The sequence below is a fragment of the Streptomyces sp. NPDC003697 genome (genome assembly GCF_053587115.1).
Genome location: NZ_JBSFNN010000008.1, coordinates 25,643 through 42,567, shown reverse-complemented (window position 1 = coordinate 42,567; position 16,925 = coordinate 25,643). Strand labels below are relative to the sequence as shown.

At 71.1% G+C, this 16,925-nt stretch carries 17 protein-coding genes and 1 pseudogene; 7 read left to right on the top strand and 11 right to left on the bottom strand.

The features are described from left to right. Window positions 1–18: 18 nt before the first annotated feature. Window positions 19–636: an ATP-binding protein gene (locus ACWDNY_RS05260; protein ID WP_451644351.1), complete on the bottom strand. Its 618-nt coding sequence runs from the start codon at window positions 634–636 to the stop codon at window positions 19–21. A gap of 248 nt (window positions 637–884) precedes the next feature. Between ACWDNY_RS05260 and ACWDNY_RS05255 the strand changes: the two genes are divergently transcribed. Continuing rightward, window positions 885–1,730 carry a helix-turn-helix domain-containing protein gene (locus ACWDNY_RS05255; RefSeq protein ID WP_451644350.1) on the top strand — a complete coding sequence of 282 codons (846 nt, stop codon included), beginning with the start codon at window positions 885–887 and terminating at the stop codon, window positions 1,728–1,730. Continuing rightward, a complete protein-coding gene (locus ACWDNY_RS05250; protein WP_451644349.1) occupies window positions 1,730–1,927 on the top strand; it encodes a DUF397 domain-containing protein in 198 nt (65 codons plus the stop codon). The genes ACWDNY_RS05255 and ACWDNY_RS05250 overlap by 1 nt, the downstream gene beginning before the upstream one ends. Before the next feature lie 88 nt (window positions 1,928–2,015). Here the strand turns inward: ACWDNY_RS05250 and ACWDNY_RS05245 are convergent, their stop codons facing one another. After that, on the bottom strand, window positions 2,016–2,822 hold the full coding sequence (locus ACWDNY_RS05245) for a DUF6551 family protein (RefSeq protein ID WP_451644348.1): 807 nt from the start codon (window positions 2,820–2,822) through the stop codon (window positions 2,016–2,018). Window positions 2,823–3,055: 233 nt separating this feature from the next. Here ACWDNY_RS05245 and ACWDNY_RS05240 point away from each other — a divergent pair, with 233 nt between their 5' ends. Together ACWDNY_RS05240 and ACWDNY_RS05235 are read left to right on the top strand one after the other, a co-directional pair. After that, window positions 3,056–3,544, top strand: coding sequence for a hypothetical protein (locus ACWDNY_RS05240; RefSeq protein ID WP_451644347.1), 489 nt, complete (start codon window positions 3,056–3,058; stop codon window positions 3,542–3,544). A 29-nt stretch (window positions 3,545–3,573) separates the two neighbouring features. After that, window positions 3,574–3,747 (top strand): annotated as a pseudogene (locus ACWDNY_RS05235) (IS5/IS1182 family transposase); the annotation flags it as partial. 211 nt (window positions 3,748–3,958) lie between these two features. Here ACWDNY_RS05235 and ACWDNY_RS05230 read toward each other — a convergent pair. The 3 genes from ACWDNY_RS05230 to ACWDNY_RS05220 all read right to left on the bottom strand — a co-directional run bounded on the left by ACWDNY_RS05230 (window position 3,959) and on the right by ACWDNY_RS05220 (window position 6,010). Continuing rightward, window positions 3,959–4,399: a DUF2267 domain-containing protein gene (locus tag ACWDNY_RS05230; protein ID WP_451644420.1), complete on the bottom strand. Its 441-nt coding sequence runs from the start codon at window positions 4,397–4,399 to the stop codon at window positions 3,959–3,961. Between the two features lie 480 nt (window positions 4,400–4,879). Then, complete coding sequence (locus ACWDNY_RS05225; RefSeq protein ID WP_451644346.1) at window positions 4,880–5,299, bottom strand: Hsp20/alpha crystallin family protein; 420 nt, start codon at window positions 5,297–5,299, stop codon at window positions 4,880–4,882. A gap of 237 nt (window positions 5,300–5,536) precedes the next feature. Further along, window positions 5,537–6,010 (bottom strand): carboxymuconolactone decarboxylase family protein, encoded by a 474-nt coding sequence (locus ACWDNY_RS05220; protein ID WP_451644345.1) that lies wholly within the window; start codon window positions 6,008–6,010, stop codon window positions 5,537–5,539. A 240-nt stretch (window positions 6,011–6,250) separates the two neighbouring features. Between ACWDNY_RS05220 and ACWDNY_RS05215 the strand changes: the two genes are divergently transcribed. Then, window positions 6,251–6,553 carry a hypothetical protein gene (locus ACWDNY_RS05215; protein WP_451644344.1) on the top strand — a complete coding sequence of 101 codons (303 nt, stop codon included), beginning with the start codon at window positions 6,251–6,253 and terminating at the stop codon, window positions 6,551–6,553. A gap of 398 nt (window positions 6,554–6,951) precedes the next feature. On the opposite strand, the gene ACWDNY_RS05210 is transcribed toward ACWDNY_RS05215, so the two are convergent. Continuing rightward, window positions 6,952–8,448: an MFS transporter gene (locus tag ACWDNY_RS05210; RefSeq protein ID WP_451644343.1), complete on the bottom strand. Its 1,497-nt coding sequence runs from the start codon at window positions 8,446–8,448 to the stop codon at window positions 6,952–6,954. Between the two features lie 123 nt (window positions 8,449–8,571). Next, window positions 8,572–10,224, bottom strand: coding sequence for a DUF445 family protein (locus ACWDNY_RS05205; RefSeq protein WP_451644419.1), 1,653 nt, complete (start codon window positions 10,222–10,224; stop codon window positions 8,572–8,574). 187 nt (window positions 10,225–10,411) lie between these two features. On the opposite strand from ACWDNY_RS05205, the gene ACWDNY_RS05200 reads away from it, so the two are divergent. Both ACWDNY_RS05200 and bla read left to right on the top strand, forming a co-directional pair. Beyond that, window positions 10,412–11,743, top strand: a complete 1,332-nt coding sequence (locus tag ACWDNY_RS05200; protein WP_451644342.1) for an SGNH/GDSL hydrolase family protein — start codon at window positions 10,412–10,414, stop codon at window positions 11,741–11,743. A 102-nt stretch (window positions 11,744–11,845) separates the two neighbouring features. After that, a complete protein-coding gene (bla, locus tag ACWDNY_RS05195; protein WP_451644341.1) occupies window positions 11,846–12,835 on the top strand; it encodes a class A beta-lactamase in 990 nt (329 codons plus the stop codon). 172 nt (window positions 12,836–13,007) lie between these two features. On the opposite strand, the gene ACWDNY_RS05190 is transcribed toward bla, so the two are convergent. From ACWDNY_RS05190 to ACWDNY_RS05175, 4 genes are all read right to left on the bottom strand, one after another. Continuing rightward, a complete protein-coding gene (locus ACWDNY_RS05190; RefSeq protein WP_451644340.1) occupies window positions 13,008–13,781 on the bottom strand; it encodes a DUF1707 SHOCT-like domain-containing protein in 774 nt (257 codons plus the stop codon). Between the two features lie 223 nt (window positions 13,782–14,004). Continuing rightward, window positions 14,005–15,111, bottom strand: coding sequence for an ABC transporter ATP-binding protein (locus ACWDNY_RS05185; protein WP_451644339.1), 1,107 nt, complete (start codon window positions 15,109–15,111; stop codon window positions 14,005–14,007). A 62-nt stretch (window positions 15,112–15,173) separates the two neighbouring features. Continuing rightward, window positions 15,174–15,965, bottom strand: a complete 792-nt coding sequence (locus ACWDNY_RS05180; protein ID WP_451644418.1) for an ABC transporter permease — start codon at window positions 15,963–15,965, stop codon at window positions 15,174–15,176. A 133-nt stretch (window positions 15,966–16,098) separates the two neighbouring features. Further along, a complete protein-coding gene (locus ACWDNY_RS05175) occupies window positions 16,099–16,899 on the bottom strand; it encodes an ABC transporter permease (protein ID WP_451644338.1) in 801 nt (266 codons plus the stop codon). Between the last annotated feature and the right edge of the window lie 26 nt (window positions 16,900–16,925).

Here is a 16,925-nt window from a genome sequence, read left to right as displayed (position 1 = left end):
GCCGAGCCATGCTTCACATCAGCGACTTTCGGCTTCGAAGTGAGTTTGGGCCCGATCCAATACCTCCTCCGGGTCACGACCATGTGCGTGAAGCCAGTGGAGGAGATCCGTGATCACATCAATCGCGGTCTCCTCCGCGACCGTCGTTCCGAGGCGCCCCAGGTCCATGCCATGTGACGCCTTCACCGCACTGCCATACAGCCCCAGTACGTCCGCAGCTCGGGTCACACGGGGACCTAAGGCGTACCCATGGGCAGGGCCGAGGGCCGTGTAGAACTCGCACCAGGTCACTTTGCGCTGGGCTGTGAGGTCGATACCCCACCGGTCGGTCAAAGCGTCGATGAGCGCCATGCCCCGGCCCGATTCGGCCTCCGAATCCGCATGGGCCAGAACCGGGACCGTGCGAGGATCCGGATCCTGCACTTCGATACGCACACGGGCGCCGCGCTGCGCGAGGGCGAGCATGGTCGGAGTCCCCGGTCCCACGTGGGTGATCACGTTGGTCACGAGTTCGCTGGCGCACAGCTCAACGACCTCACTGAGGTCCAGCAAGCCCCAAAGCTCCAGGCGGAGCCGCAACATACGGCGCAGTCCGGCGACTTCCGTGGCATCCGCCAGGAACGGCAGCTCCCACACCCTCCTTGGCGTACAGCTACGGCAGTCCTCCACGCCCTCGTCCACCCACTGGCTCCAGTCACTCATGCCGTCTTGCGCTTTCAGTGATCTCACAAGAACTCACAGTTGCAGTGGAACTCTCAAAATGGAACTCTCACATCCCAGCCGTAGAAGCACGCTCCCCAACGCGCGCCCCCGGCGCACGGCACCTTGCCGTTCTCGCCGCCGGACGACCACGATCTGCCCTATCCACAAGAAGGGGTGTACGCATGCCAGTTGGACCCACCACCCGTAGGCGCCAATTGGGCTCCGACCTGCGCCGACTCCGCGAGTCAAAGGGGCTCACCTTGGAGGAGGCAGGGACTCGGGTCGGCATCTCAAAGGCAACCCTCAGCCGCTACGAGACGAAGGAGGGCGCGGTCAAGTGGCCGGCCGTTGACGCTCTATGTCGTGAGTACGGAGCCACGGAAGAGGAACGCCTCGCGCTGGTCGAGTTGGCCAAGGGCGCCAAGATCCAGGGGTGGTGGCGATCCCTCGCCGATCCCATCCCCGAATCGATGAACCTCATGCTCACCCTTGAGGACGAGGTCACTCGCGAGGACCACTACGCCTGCATGTATGTACCTGGCTTGCTTCAGACGCGCGCGTACGCCGAGGCCGTACATCGGGCGTCGGAGGTGCAGTGCGAAGAGCGCGAGGTACAGCACATGGTTGATATCCGCATGAAGCGCCAGGAGTTGCTGGATCGTGAGGATCCACCGCACATTTGGTGCGTGATCGATGAGGCGGCGCTTCGTCGGCGAGTGGGTGGCCGAGAAGTGATGCGAGAACAACTGGAGCACCTGCTCAACGTGTCTCAGCGCCCACACATCACAGTCCAGGTGCTGCCGTTCGCACGTGGCGCGCACGCGGCGGCTGTCGGCAGCTTCGCTGTCCTACGCGGGCAGACTCCCGAACTCGATGTGGTGTACGTGGACCTCCTCGGCGGCGGACTCTTCATGGAGAAGCCGCAGGAGCTTGAGCGTTATAGGTTGGCGTTCCAGTACCTCAGCGCACAAGCACTCGACCTCGAGTCATCCACTGCGTACATCGACAAAGTCAGCAGGGAGTCTTGATGACTACACTGTCAGAGCTTGACTGGTTCAAGTCGTCTTACAGCGGCGGCAGCGGCACGGAGTGTGTGGAGTGCGCATACGTCGACGACAACACGCTGATACGGGACTCAAAGCTATCGAAAGATGCAGTGGTCCATGTTCAGGCTGGTACCTGGCACGACTTCATACAAGCCTTGAGACGCGATGCGCTCAGCTAGCCTCCACGCGATGCACGAGGGGGTCTGCGACACGCCAGACCCCCTCGGAGTAGCCAGGGTCGAAGTCCTGGACCTTCGCGCTGACGACCTATCCTTCGATTCGGTTGGCCGGTCGACGCCCCTTATTCCATGCATCCAGGACAAGTCGGTAACAAACGCTAATCCGAGACCCGGTTCCGCTGTTGTTGAAGCCACCGTTGGACGCTGCACTCAAAACCTGAGAACGCCACTTCGCCGCCGTGGCAGTGCGCTCAATCCTCTTCGCAAGTTCGGCGTCATTGACTAGTTCACCATGGCGACCGATGAACATTCCGATGCCACCCAGGAGCATGCCGTCCCAAGTCTCGGCGGAGCGACCCCAAGCTTCTTCCGCGATGGTGAGGGTACGGTCAAGCACTTCCGCCCCGTATCGGTCCGTGATCTGCAAAACGCCCGACACGGCGCCCACGCTGTTCGTCGAGGAAGAGCCAAGGCCGAGTCTGTGAGCCCTCAAAACACGGTCCGTATCGACAAACAGAGGCACACCTCCGGTGAGACCAACGTGGTACTCGTCGATCGGACGCGGCTTGTGAGACTCGCGGTTCTTGATCAGGAAGAGAATCGCCTCCTGTTCCTGCGTAAGGCCGTAGTGGATGTCCGCCCGAATAGTCTCCAACCCTGCCAGCTCGCAGGCGCGCTTCCGGTGCTGGCCATCGACGATGTAGCGCGAGCCATCCTCACGCTCGGAGACGATGATGGTTCCGATCGCCTCACGGACGAGGCTGTTCGCGATCAACTGGGCACGACGCTCGTTCAGCGTGCGCTGGGCCTGCGGGTCGATGAGGAGATCAGCGATCTTCACCTCCACGCCGTGATCAACGTCGTGCTTCGGCAGGTCGTAGGTGTACTTGGGCATGACGAACCTCCTGACGCCACGTCAAGGGATGTCGGGCAAGGCCGGATTGGGGGATGGGCGTCAACACGTCAGTAAATCATTTGATCACGCCTGAAACATCGCGTTTTTCATCCTCGGAGCCTGGCGTGTGCAAGCGGGTCCAAGAGTTGTCCCGCAATCACGGTGGCAGGAGCGGTCCGAGGGTGGCTGAGCTCCTCACACAGCGACCAACGTGGGGCTGAGAGACTCAAGTTATGGGATCTTGGGGAACCTTGGGGCCGGCGCTGTTGTCGCTGGCAGGCGTTGCGCTCGGCGCGGGCGGATCACTGTTTGGCCAGTACCTCGTGTCACGAGCAAGCACTCGACAGCTCGAAGTACAGGAGTCGGCCGCGCACCGGGCGGAGCTCAAGCACGCGGTCCTGATGTTCCTGAGTCTTGCGTCGAAGGCGGAGAAGGCGGCGCTCGCACGCTCGGGCAGTGAAGGCACCACGGCCGATGCCGAGCTCGATCAGCTCGTCGATGATCTGTGGCTGGCGCAAGCGGAGATCGACTTGGCAGCCAGAAGCGAGTTCCTGCGAGGTGCTGCCTATCGTTATGCGGCCCGCCTCGCGGAGGCAGCCAAGAGCGGAATATCCGACGGCTCCGCGCTGCGCGCGCCGCAGGCGCAGTTCTTCGACGCGGCGTATGACGACATGTGGCCTGGCCATCGACGGACGGCCGGTGGTTCCGCGACACCTCAGTGAGATGGTGCGGCGGATGGAACGATCTTGGCGTGGCTGGTGTGATCACGGCGTCGGAGCCGTCTTGGATAACCCCGTTCAGCGGACTGAGCCCGCGTAGCTTCCGCAAGCTGATCACCGCGCTCCGACGAGACGGCGTGGATCCAGTGCGCCAAGGTCGGCCCTGGAGCCTGCCGCTGGAGGACCGCGTGCTGCTGCTGTCGGCGGCCCGGACGGCCGGGGAAGGACGGGGAGGAGGTCAGCGCGTACGACCGGGCTCGTCTCAGACACGGAACCCGCCAGCGAGAACAGTCGTCGCCCCTTACCGGGCGTACGTCGAGGAGGTGCTGTCGACGACGTCAGGAGCTGCGACAGCCCCGTTTCGGGCGCCACCGGGCGCTGTGGTGGCGCCCGTCCGTCAGCCGACGGGGGCGCGGGTCACCGCGGGCTCAGGTGTGCCCGGCCGAACAGGAGGGCGTAGCCCGGGGGCAGGTGGTTGAGGATGCGGGTCAGGAGGTCGTCGTCGACCAGGTCGGCCAGGACGCTGAGGACCGAGCTGACGTCCCAGCGGGCCGTCGCCGGGGTGGCTCCCTCGATGCGGGCCGCGACCGAGTCGACGAACTCGGCCGCCGTCAGGGGGCGGGTCGCGGGGATCTGCGCGGCGACCACCCGGGCCGCCTCCTGGGGGAGGGCCCGGGCCAGTTCGGCCCGCTCGTCACCGATCACGTGACCGCCGAGGGCCGACAGGACGATACGGGTGACGCGTTCGGCCTCCGCCCTCGTCGGGTACTGACCGGCGTCCCGCACCGCCTCGGTCAGTTCCCTCCACTGGTCCGCGTCCGTGTCGTGCCGGTCGTCGGAGCGCCGGGACCGGGGCAGGGGCAGCGGGCTCGTCAGCACGTTCGTCAGCGTCCGTCCACTCGGCGTCCGTCCGCTCGTGCTCACGCTCTCGCCGGTGACGGCCGTGGCAGTCGCGCCGGTACTCGGCGTCCTCGGCGTGCCGGGCACCGTCACTCGGGGCAGCGTCACACTCGGCACCGTCGTCGCGCTCATCGTGCGGGGTCCTCCTCCGGGTCCGCCCGCCGGGGACAAGGGGCGGGCATGGGTGACGGCGTCCCGCGAGTGGGGCGCGGACTCGCGGGACGCTTCTCCTGGGACGTGATGGGCCGGGCGGCCTCGGCTGCGCAGCCGTCCACCGTCCGAGGCCGCGGGACCGGCGGCCGCCACGCCGGCGGCCGCCGCGGCCCGCACGCAGCCCCGCCGCTCAGCCGATTCGGCGGCCGACGCGACGGCCGGCGGCTGCGGTCGACGGTCGCGGTCGGGGGCCGCGGTGGCGTCTCCGCCGGCCCGGGGATCGGCTCAGCCGCTGATCTGCTTGCGTTCGCTGCCGCCGGAGATCTGGATCTTGCGCGGCTTGGCCTGCTCGGCCACCGGGATACGCAGCGTGAGGACGCCGGCCTCGTAGGAGGCGTCGATGCGCTCGGTGTCGAGGGTGTCGCCGAGGAAGAGCTGACGGGTGAACGTGCCCGTGGGGCGTTCGGCGACGAGCAGTTCCGCGCCCTCGGGGGCGGGGGACTTGCGCTCGGCACGGACGTTCAGGACGTTCCGTTCGACGTCGAGGTCGATGGTCTCGGGGTCCACGCCCGGCAGGTCGAAGTGGACGATGAAGTCGTCACCGGCGCGGTAGGCGTCCATGCCCATAGTCCCCGGGCGAGCCCCGCCGAATACCTGCTGCGTGAGGCGGTCGAGTTCACGGAACGGGTCGGAACGCATGAGCATCACAGGTCACTCCTTTCGCCAGATGGTGCTGTGCGATGCCCTACGTCTTCTTATATAGCCCGGCGGATGAAACTTGACAAGCTCCGGCTCAGGTTTGCGCGTTCGTGGTGGTCAACGTCGTGGATGCGGTGCCCGGGAGGGCGGGACGGCCGCGGTCGTGGTGACGCGACGGCCCCGCCCCCCGTCGCTCGCCGGGGGCGGGGCCGCGGCAGGTTGTGCCACTGGGGCCGGGTGGCGTCAGCCGAACATGCCCGGCTCGTAGTCGCCCGCCGGCTGCCGGACGATGACGTTCGCGCGGTTGTAGGCGTTGATGAGGGCGATCAGGCCGACCAGGGCGCCCAGCTGGTCCTCGTCGTAGTACTTGGCGGCGTTCTCCCAGGCCTCGTCGGTGACTCCGCCGGCGGCGTCGGCGATGCGGGTGCCCTGTTCGGCCAGCTCCAGGGCGGCGCGCTCGGCCTCGGTGAAGACCTTCGCCTCCCGCCAGACCGCGACCAGGTGGAGACGCTGGGCCGACTCGCCGGCGTGTGCCGCCTCCTTGGTGTGCATGTCGGTGCAGAAGCCGCAGCCGTTGATCTGGCTGGCGCGGATCTTCACCAGTTCCTGCGTCGCCGCCGGAAGCGCCGACTCCGACAGGACCTTGCCGGCGGCGTTGATGTGGCGGATCGTCCTGGCCAGGACGGCGTTCTCGAAGAGGTTGAGGCGGGCTTCCATCGCGGTCTCCTTGATGCTCTCTGCTGCGACTCGGGCAGGTCTGTTCTCGCGGTTGCACGAGTACGACGGAGCGGGGGCGCGTGGTGTGACACACCGGCGGGGGCCATGGCTGTGAGCTGCGTCTCATCCGGTGGGGCGGCCGGGTGGCCGTCCGGTGCGCGGGAGCGGCGGTCGCCCGGCGGGCGAGGGAGGCGGGTTAGCCTCGGTTTGTTCTGACGTATGGACGTGTGGGAGGCAGTGATGGCCAGGGTTCCTGCGGCTGTGGTCGCCGCGAGCGGGCTCGTCGGCGGGTACGGGGTCGCCCGTTGGACCAAGAAGAGGCAGCTGGGCGGGGCCGTGCTGGCCGTCGCCGGGGCCGCCGCCGCGCAGCAGTGGCGGCAGCGGGCGGGCGGCAAGGCGGCGGGCGCGCTCACGGCCGCCTACGTCGCCGCCTTCGCCGGGTCGCACCCGCTGGCCAAGAAGGTCGGCGCCTGGCCGTCCGTCCTCGGCGTGGCGGGCGCCGTCGCCCTGGCCTCCTGGGCCGTCTCCGACCGGCGGCGCTGACCGGCCGGACTGACCGGCGCCGACCGGCCGGACTGAGCGGCGCTGACCGGCTGGACTGACCGGGGCTGAGCGGGGCCGGCCGGGAGCTGACCGGCGGCGCCAGCCGGGGGCTGAGCGAGCCCGGCCGGGAGCTGAGCGGGACAGACCGCGGGTTGACCGGGGGGACTGACCGGCGGCGCTGACCACCGCGGCGTGGTCCAGCTCCCGGGCCGCGCCGAGCACGGTCGAAAGCGACGCCCCCAACGGACGTACGCCAACGGCGGCACCCCCACCGGGCGCGCGGCCGCCGCAGACAGCCACCGCTCCCGCTCCGGTCACGAAAGTGGGGCCGACCCGGTCGGCCCCACTCCGAGCGTCTACGCGCCCGTCATACGTGCCCACGCCCGCCCGTTCCCGGGCTACGCCACCCCCGTGCCGCCGCCCTGCGCGGTGGCGACCTGCGTCGGTGCCGCCGTCAGCGGCCTGGCGATGTCCTCCAGCGAGCGTCGCTCCGCCCGCACCGCGAGGGCCGCCGCGACCAGGCCGGCCGCGCACATCAGCCCCGCGCCGATCTGGAAGGCGAGGACCGTGTCGCCGACCTTGCCGGTGCCCGTGAGGTCGGCGAACAGCAGCGGGCCGCTGATACCGCCGGCCGCGGTGCCGAGGGCGTAGAAGAAGGCGATGGACATCGCCCGCGTCTCCATCGGGAAGATCTCGGAGACCGTCAGATAGGCGCTGGAGGCGCCGGCCGAGGCGAAGAACAGCACCGCGCACCAGCACGCGGTCAGCGTCCCGGCGCTCAGCGAACCCCGGTCGAACAGCCAGGCGGTGCCGAACAGCAGCAGGCCGGACAGCAGGTACGTGGAGGAGATCATCACCCGGCGGCCGACCGTGTCGAACAGCTTGCCGAGCAGCAGCGGGCCCACGAAGTTGCCGACCGCGATGACGGCGAAGTAGTAGCCGGTGTGGTCGGCGGGGATGTCGTAGAACTTCGTCAGGATCGCGCCGAAGCCGAAGGTGATCGCGTTGTAGAGGAAAGCCTGGCCGACGAAGAGGGAGAAGCCGAGGACGGCCCGCTTGCGGTAGTCGGAGAACACCGTGCGGGCGATCTCCAGGAAGCCGACGGTCTTGCGCTGGTGGATGGTGAGCTCGCCGTGCGGCGGGGGCAGCGGCTCGCCCCGCTCGCTCTCGACCTCCCGCTCGATGGCGGACACCACCTCCTCGGCCTCCTTCTCCCTGCCGTGGATCAGCAGCCAGCGCGGGCTCTCCGGGACATGGCGCCGCACGAGCAGGATGACCAGGGCGAGGACGGCACCCAGCGCGAAGGTCAGCCGCCAGCCCACGTTCGCGGCCAGCAGGTCGGTGTTGAGGGCGAGGATGGACAGCAGGGATCCGAAGACCGCGCCCACCCAGAAACTGCCGTTGATGATCAGGTCGACGCGCCCGCGGTAGTTCGCCGGGATGAGCTCGTCGATCGCGGAGTTGATGGCCGCGTACTCGCCACCGATGCCGAAGCCGGTGAGGAAGCGGAAGAGGAAGAACCACCAGGCGTCGAAGGAGACCGCGGTCAGGGCGGTGGCCGCGAGGTACACGGCCAGGGTGATCATGAACAGCTTCTTGCGGCCGAAGCGGTCGGTCATCCGGCCCCAGAACAGGGCGCCGACGCAGGCTCCGGCCACGTACAGCGCGGCCGCGAGGCCGGTGACCTGGCTGGAGGTGATCGGCAGACCACTGCCGGACTCCGACAGGCGGCTGGCGATGTTGCCGACGACCGTGACTTCGAGGCCGTCGAGGATCCACACGGTGCCGAGACCGATGACGATCGTCCAGTGCCAGCGCGCCCAGGGCAGTCGGTCGAGTCTGGCGGGGATGTTCGTGGTCACGGTGCGGCCGGCCTCGGCCTGTGCGGTGGTCATGGGCTCCCTCCTCAGCAGAACGCTCATCGGGTGCCCGCTACCCGCGCCCCTCACGCCCTGCCGACCCGGCCGACCCGGCCGGGGCGGCCCGCGGACCCCGTGCGCGGACCCCGGGCGCGGGGCCTACGCGCCGAGGGCCCGCGACACCGTGTAGATCAGCAGACCCGCCAGGGAGCCCACGACCGTGCCGTTGATGCGGATGAACTGCAGGTCGCGGCCGATGTGCGCCTCGATCTTGCGCGTGGTGTGCTCGGCGTCCCAGCCCGCCACCGTGTCGGTGATCAGGGAGGTGATCTCCTTGCGGTACGTCGTCACGACGTACACCGCCGCGCCCTCGACCCAGCCGTCGACCTTGCCCTGGGCCTTGGCGTCGACGGCCATCCGGGAGCCCAGCGACAGCAGGGAGGCCCGCACGCGCAGCCGCAGCTCGCTGCGCTCGTCCTCCGCCGCGGAGACGATCATCGACCGTACGGCGCCCCAGGCGGACGCGATCAGGTCCTGCACCTCGCCGCGGCCGAGCACCTCGTCCTTGAGGCGCTCCACCCGCGTGCGGGTCTCGGTGTCGGACTGCAGGTCGGAGCCGAAGTCGGTGAGGAACCGGTCGAGGGCGCCGCGCGCCGGGTGGGAGGGCATGTCCCGCATCTCGGTGACGAAGCGCAGCAGCTCCTTGTAGACCCGCTCGCCGACCTTCCTGTCGACGAACCTCGGCGTCCAGCCGGGCGCGCCGCCCTGCACGGCGTCCATGACGGAGTCGCCGTGCCACACCAGCCAGTCGTGCGCCCGGGAGACGACCAGGTCGACGGCCCGCCGGTGCCCGCCGTCGGCGACGATCTGCTCCAGCATCTTGCCGAGGCCGGGCCCGATCTCCTTGGCGTTCGCCCGCCGGGTGATCGCCTCACCGACGACGGCCTGGACGTCGGAGTCCCGCAGGACCGTCAGGGCGCCGCGCAGGGCCGTGGCCAGTTCCGCCGTCACCCGGTCGGCGTGCTCGGGTTGGGCGAGCCAGGCGCCGAGGCGGCTGGCGATGCCGACGGCGCGCAGCCGCTGCCGTACGACGTCCTCGGAGAGGAAGTTCTCGCCGACGAACTCGCCCAGGGAGACACCGAGCTGGTCCTTCTTGGTGGGGATGATCGCGGTGTGCGGGATGGGCAGACCGAGGGGGTGGCGGAAGAGGGCGGTGACCGCGAACCAGTCGGCGAGCGCGCCGACCATGCCCGCCTCGGCGCCCGCGGCGACGTAGCCCGCCCAGGCGCCGGCGCCCTGGTTCTGCCCCCACTTGGCGAGGGCGTAGACGACGGCCACGAACAGCAGCATCCCGGTCGCGGTCAGCTTCATGCGGCGCACACCGCGGCGCCGCTCCTCGTCGGCGGGACTGAACACGGTCATCGCCCGCTGGGAGCCGCCGGCCGGCGGGCGGGCACCGGCGGCCGCGGGCCGACGAGCCGGGACGCCGGCGGCTGCGCCTTCGGCGGGCCGTGCCGGGGACTCCGGGCCCGCCGAGGATCCGGGGCCCGCCGCGGACCCGGAACCGTCGGCGCGCGCGGGCCCCGCCGAGGGCGCGGACCCGCCGGAGCCCGCCGAACCGGCCGAGCCCGTCCGCGCACCGGATCCCGCCGGACCACCTGAGTCCGTGGCCGCACCGGATCCCGCCGCGGCGTCCGGCCCCGCGGTGGCACCGGCGCTCGCGGTGTCCCCGTGCCCTACGTCCTGCGGGCCCTTCCCGCCCGCCGCCGGGTCGTTCTTCGCTTCCGGTGTTGTCCGATCCATCCGCTCCACCCGTTCGGTGATCCCGCACACAATTGTCCCCTCCTGACCGACTCCCGGAACGGGACGAGGGTTCCCGGCGTCTACTTCCCCGGGGGCGCCGGGCCCGGTCCTGACACGCCCTCCCGAGCCATGCCCGCAGCGTGAGCTCACCGGATCGGAGCCCAGGGCTCCCTTCGTCTAGGAGAACGACATCCGCATGACCAAACGTCATGGTTATGCCCTGCTGACCGCGATCGGCGCACTGATCGTGGTCCTTTCCACCGTCCTGTACGTCTCGGTCGCCTCCGGTGAGGGCAGTCCGGCCGGCCCCTTCCCCGCCGGCCGCGCGCCGTACAACTCCGCCGCCCCCGCCTCCGCCGGCACCTGGGTCGGCGCCTGGGCCGCCGCCCCCTCGGGAGCCGAGCCCGGCACCGGGGCCGCCGGTCTGGCGGGCCGCTCGGTGCGCAACGTGGTGCACGCGAGCGTCGGCGGTACGAGTGCCCGCGTCACGCTGTCCAATCTCTACGGCCGGTCGCCGCTGACCGTCACGCACGCGTCGATCGCGGTCGCCGCCGGCCACGGCAGCGCTGCCGCCGCCCCGGGGACGATGGTGCGGCTCACCTTCGCCGGCCTCCCCGCCGTCGTCATCCCGGCCGGCGAGCAGGTGATGAGCGACGCGGTCCCGGTCGTCGTACCGCAGGGCGCCGACGTGCTGGTCACCCTCCACTCCCCCACCCCGTCCGGGCCGGTCACCTATCACCGCCACGCACGCCAGGTCTCCTACGTCGCCGACGGCGACGCGGCCGAGAGCGTGACGGGGGCCCCGTACACCGGCCGGACCGAGGTCTGGCGGTACGTGACCGCGCTGGACGTGCTCAGCGACGCCGCGGACGGCACCGTCGTCGTCCTCGGCGACTCGATCACCGACGGCATCACCTCCACGGCAGGCACCAACCGCCGCTGGACGGACGTCCTGTCGAAGCGGCTGCGGGCCGCCGTGGCCGCCGGCGCGGACGTGCCCCGCTACAGCGTCGTCAACGAGGGCATCAGCGGCAACCAGGTGGTGGCGAGCGGCCCCGGCCGTCCCGCCGACAACGCGAGCGGGCTGAGCCGCTTCCGGCGCGACGTGCTGGAGCGGACCAGCGTCAAGGTCGTCGTCGTCGACCTCGGAGTCAACGACATCCTGCGCAATCCGCGCCTCGCCGACCCCGAGGAGATCACCGGGGGACTGCGCACGCTGGTGCGGCAGGCGCACGGGCGCGGACTGAGGGTCGTCGGTGCGACGCTCATGCCGTTCCAGGGGCACCGGGGCTGGACCGATGCCCGGGAGTCCGTACGGCAGCAGGTGAACGCACGGATCAGGGCCGGCGGCGTCTTCGACGCGGTCGTCGACTTCGACAAGGCGCTGCGGGACCCCTACGCCCCGCGCCGGCTGCGGGCGGACTACGACAGCGGCGACCACCTGCACCCGAGCGACCTGGGCTACCGCCGGATGGCGATGACGTTCGACCTGGCCGACCTCGAGGGTGCGGGGCAGGCGCGGCTGTGACCGCCGCGGGAACACCGGCCCTCCCGCGGCGGCTGCCCGCCGTTCGGCCCATCCCGTGGACCGGTCCTGTGTCGGCGCCCGCGGCCGGCTCCCCCGGCAGACATGGTGACGACGGAATACGACGCGACGCGACGCGGCGAGAAGCGACGAGGCGACGAGGAAAAGAGGACGAGCGTGCAGATCGGTGAGGCTGTTCCCACCCGGCGGACCGTCCTGGCGCTCGGCGGCGCCGCCGCCCTCGCCACCGTGGTGTCCGCACCCGGCAGCGCACGTGCCGCCGCGTCCGGCGGGCACCTCCACGGGCGGCTGCGGGACCTGGAGAGGGAGCACTCGGCGCGGCTCGGGGTGTTCGCCCACGACACGGCGACCGGGGCGACCGTGTCGTACCGCGCCGGCGAGCGGTTCCCGATCTGCTCGGTGTTCAAGGCCGTCGCCGCCGCGGCGGTCCTGCGGGACCTGGACCGTCACGGCGAGTTCCTCGCCGGGCGCGTCCGCTACTCCGAGGCGCTGGTCCGGAAGTCGGGGTACGCCCCCGTCACCGGCCGGGCGGAGAACCTCGCCCACGGCATGACCGGCGCCCAGTTGTGCGCCGCCGCCGTCGGGGAGAGCGACAACGCCGCGGCGAACCTTCTGCTGAGCCGGCTGGGCGGCCCGACGGCGATCACCCGTTTCTGCCGGTCGATCGGGGACACGACGACCCGGCTCGACCGCTGGGAGCCGGAGCTGAACTCGGCCGAGCCCTGGCGGGTCACCGACACCACCACTCCGGCCGCCATCGGCAGGACGCTCGGACGTCTCGTCCTCGGTCGCGTGCTCGCGCCCGCCGACCGCGAGCGGCTGACCGGCTGGCTGGTGGCGAACACCACCAACACCGAACGGTTCCGTGCCGGCCTGCCCGCCGGCTGGATCCTGGCGGACAAGACCGGCGGCGGGCAGGAGTACGGCGTCGCCAACGACGTGGGCGTCGTCTGGCCGCCGAAGCGGCCGCCGCTGGTGCTGTCGGTGCTCTCGACCCGGTACTCCCCCGAGGGGCCGGCGCACAACGCCCTGGTGGCCGACGCGGCCGCGCTGGTGGCGTCGGCGCTCACCTGACACCGCGGGGCAGCGGACGCCCGCGCCGGCGCCCGGCCCGGACCGGGCGCCGCGCAGGTGCCAAGAGGGGGCGGGTGCCCGCCGGGAGCGGCGCCACGCAGGTAGCCGGCCGAAAGCGGGCGGCGCCCGCACCGGTGCCCGAACGGGACCGGGCGGCGTCCGAGGGTTCCCGCTACACCGGCCCGTTCCCGTGCCGGCGTCGGTCCCGGTCCTCCCACCGCTCCTCGCGGCGTGCGGCGTGCAGCTGGTGCCGTTCCGAGCGGCGTTCCAGCTTCTCCCGGCGCCGATCCTCCTTCAGCCGGGCCCGCTCCTCCCGCTGCCGCAGCCGTTCCGCCTTCGTGAGCTTGCGCTCGACGCCCACGCCGCCCCAGAAGGCGAACCCCGTCACGATCACACGGGGCGCGCCCGGATCCCCGGGGACGCCCTCCTCGCGGTGGTCGAAGCCGCCCATGACGCCGACGCCGCGCACGACGACCTCCACCCCCGGCGGCACGATCACCTGCACCCCGCCCATGATCGCCACGCAGTTGATCTCCACCTCGCGGTCCGCGAAGTACGCCTCGCGCAGGTCGATCTCGCCGCCGCCCCAGAACGCGAACGAGCGGAACAGCTTCGGCACCGTCCAGCGCCCCTTGCGCTGGAACCCGGACATGACGGCGACCGCCCACGCCGACGATCCGCCACCGCCGACGATCCGGTCCGCCCACGTCCCGCCCTCGGCGGGATCCTTGCGCAGCGACACCACCGGGACGGCCGCACCGGAGGCCGGCAGGTCCACGGTGAGCGGCGTGAGCTCCCCGTACGTCCGGGCCCGGTACGCCACCTCCAGCCGTACCTCGAACTCCGCCATGTCCAGCCGCCCCTCCGCCAGGGCGTCCCTGAGGATGTCGGCGACCCGGTCACGATCGGCGTCTGAGGCGCGCAGCTGGGGCGCATCGTCGGTCATGCGCAGCAGCCTACGAAATCCACGCCGACCGGGCACCCCCCTGAAGCCCGGTGAAGCGGCCAGGACTTGACCACCCGTCCGCCGGACCACGCACCGGACGCCCCGGCGCCGCCGTTCGGGCGAGGACAGTCCCGTGCGCGTGACAGCGGGCCGCGACAGCACGCCGGCGACAGCGGGCCCGCGACAGCACGCCGATGACGGTATGCCCGTGCCGGCGGGCCGCTCACGACGGGCCCCGGGAGACAACCCGCTGCGCCTCCTCCGCCGGACCGTCACCAGTCCGTCCGGGCGAGTGCAGCATCTTCGCGATCACCGCCTCGATGTCCGGCTCCCGCACCGACAGGTCCACCAGCGGGTACTGCGCGGCGATCCGCGCCACCAGCGGGGCGGCCGACTGCGCCGCCGGGAAGGCCAGCCACTGCCGCGGCCCCTCCACCCGCACGACACGCGCGGGCGGCACCTCGATCGGCGGCACCTCGCGCTCCAGGTCCACCACGAGCGTCCGCTCGCTCTCCCCCGCGTCGTGCAGCCCGGCCAGCGGACCGTCGTACATCAGGCGGCCGTGGTCGATGACCATCACCCGTGAGCACAACTGCTCGATGTCCTGCAGGTCGTGCGTGGTGAGCAGCACCGTCGTGCCGCGTTCGGAGTTCAGGTCCCGCAGGAAATCCCGGACCCTGGCCTTGGAGACTATGTCGAGGCCGATGGTCGGCTCGTCGAGGTAGAGCACCTCGGGGTCGTGCAGCAGGGCCGCCGCGATGTCGCCGCGCATGCGCTGCCCCAGCGAAAGCTGCCGCACCGGCACGTCCAGCAGAGAGCCCAGTTCGAGGAGTTCGACGCAGCGGTCGAGGTTCTCGCGGTAACGGCCGTCCGGGATGCGGTACATGCGGTGCGTCAGCCGGTAGGAGTCGATCAGCGGCAGGTCCCACCACAGCGTGGTGCGCTGACCGAACACCACCCCGATGCGCTGCGCCAGCCGCGTCCGCTGACGGGACGGGTCGATGCCCGCCACCCGCAGCCGTCCGCCGCTCGGGGTGAGGATGCCGGTCAGCATCTTCACCGTCGTCGACTTGCCCGCGCCGTTGGGGCCGATGTAGCCGACCATCTCACCGCGCGCGACGGTGAAGGAGATCCCGTCGACGGCCCGCACCTGCCGCCGTTCGCTCCTGAGGAACCCGGTCCGCCTGCGCACGTCGAAGACCTTCTCGACCCGGTCCAGTTCGATGAAGTGACCGTCCACACCGCCGATGCCACCCGAACCGCTGACGCCGTTCACACCTCCGGTGCCGCCCACATCGCCCACGCCGTCGCCGCCGTTCACGCCGTTCATGCCGTCCCTGTCTCCCACTCCGCCCGTCACACCCCGCGCGTCCCCCCTGTCGTCCCGGCCCCCTAGCTCCCCGTGCTGCGGTACGACCGCAGCCCCGCCCGCCAGGCCAGCCCCGCCAGCGCGCAGCAGACCACCGCCACCAGCGGCGGCGCGAACGCCGCCCACGCCGGCAGGCCCAGCGGATACGGCCGCCCCAGCACGTACGCCGCCGGCACCCAGTTGACGAACGCCAGCGGCAGCACGAAGGTCACCCCGCGCACCATCTCCTTGCCGAACACCGTCGGCGGATACTGCAGCATCGTCGTCCCGCCGTAGGTGAACGCGTTCTGCACCTCGGAGGCGTCCTGCGCGACGAACTGGAACGCCGCGCCCGCCACGAACACCGCGCAGAAGATCCCGCAGCCGCTCAGCAGCAGCACCGGCATCAACAGCACCTTCACCGGCGTCCAGTGCACGTCCAGCACGGACACCGCGTAGCCCAGCACCAGCGCGCCCTGCGTGACCCGGCCCAGCCGGCGCGGCGCGAAACGGTCCGCCGCGACCTGCGCCAGCACCGGCGCCGGCCGCACCAGCAGCGTGTCGAGCGTGCCGTCGCGCACCCGCCGCCCCAGCCGGTCCATCGAGCCGATCGCCAGATCCGCCAGCCCGAACGACGCATTGGACAGCCCGTACAGGAACGCCACCTCCGCCAGCGTGTACCCGCCGAGCGCGTCCACGCGGGAGAACATCAGCAGGATCGCCACGAAGTCGAGCGCGGTCGCCGCGAAGTTGCCGACCGTCGTCAGCGCGAACGACGCCCGGTACGCCATCGTCGACCGGATCCACATCCCGGCGATCAGGCCGTACACCCGCAGCCCGGCCGCCGTCCGGGCACCCCACCCGGGCTCCGCGGGCCCGGCCGCCGGTCCGCCGCCGCCCCGCCCGGACCCCCCGGCCCGGCCCACGAACCGGCCGCCCGGCCCCGGTCCCGTCCCCGGCCCCGCGATCTCAGCCACCCTGCACCACCACCCGCCGCGCCGCCACCGACTGCACCAGCCGTCCCGCCGCCAGCAACACCACCGCCCACGTCCCCTGGAAGACGTAGCAGCCCACCGGATCGGCATGCCCCAGCAGCACGTCGGCGGGCACCTGCAGCAGCGACGACCACGGCAGCACCCGCACGACCTCACCCAGCGCGCCCGGGAAGACGTTCAGCGGCAGCAGCATCCCCGAACAGAAGGTCCCCGCCAGCCAGGCCATCTGCGTCACGCCCTGCCCGTCCAGCAGCCAGAACGCGCTCAGCGCCACCAGGAACCGCAGCGCGAAACTCACCAGCATCCCCAGCACCACCGCCACCAGGAACGCCGCCCACGTCAGCACGTCCGTCGGCAGCGCCACCGGGAACACCAGCGCCCCGAAGGCGAACGGGACCACTCCGCGCCCCAGCAACTGGAACACCGCCCGGCCCAGATCGGCCGCCAGCCACCACGCCTGAAGATCGGCCGGCCGGTACAGGTCGATCGCGACGTCACCCGTGCGAATGCGTTCCATGAGTTCGCTCTCGACGCCGCTGCCCCCGATCGCGAGCGTCGACAGCAACGCCTGCCCCAGCCACACGAACGTCACGGCCTCCGCCCGGCCGTACCCGCCGAGGTGCGGCCGCACGTCCCACAACGCCAGATACGTGTAGACGAGGATCAGCCCGAAGACGGTGTTCGTGAACACCCCGGCCGCCGTCGCGGCCCGATACGTCGCGTACCGTCTGAATCCCCCCGCCGCAACGGCCGCGTACAACCGCACAGCGCCCACATCGACCGTCCTCCCGGAAGACGACA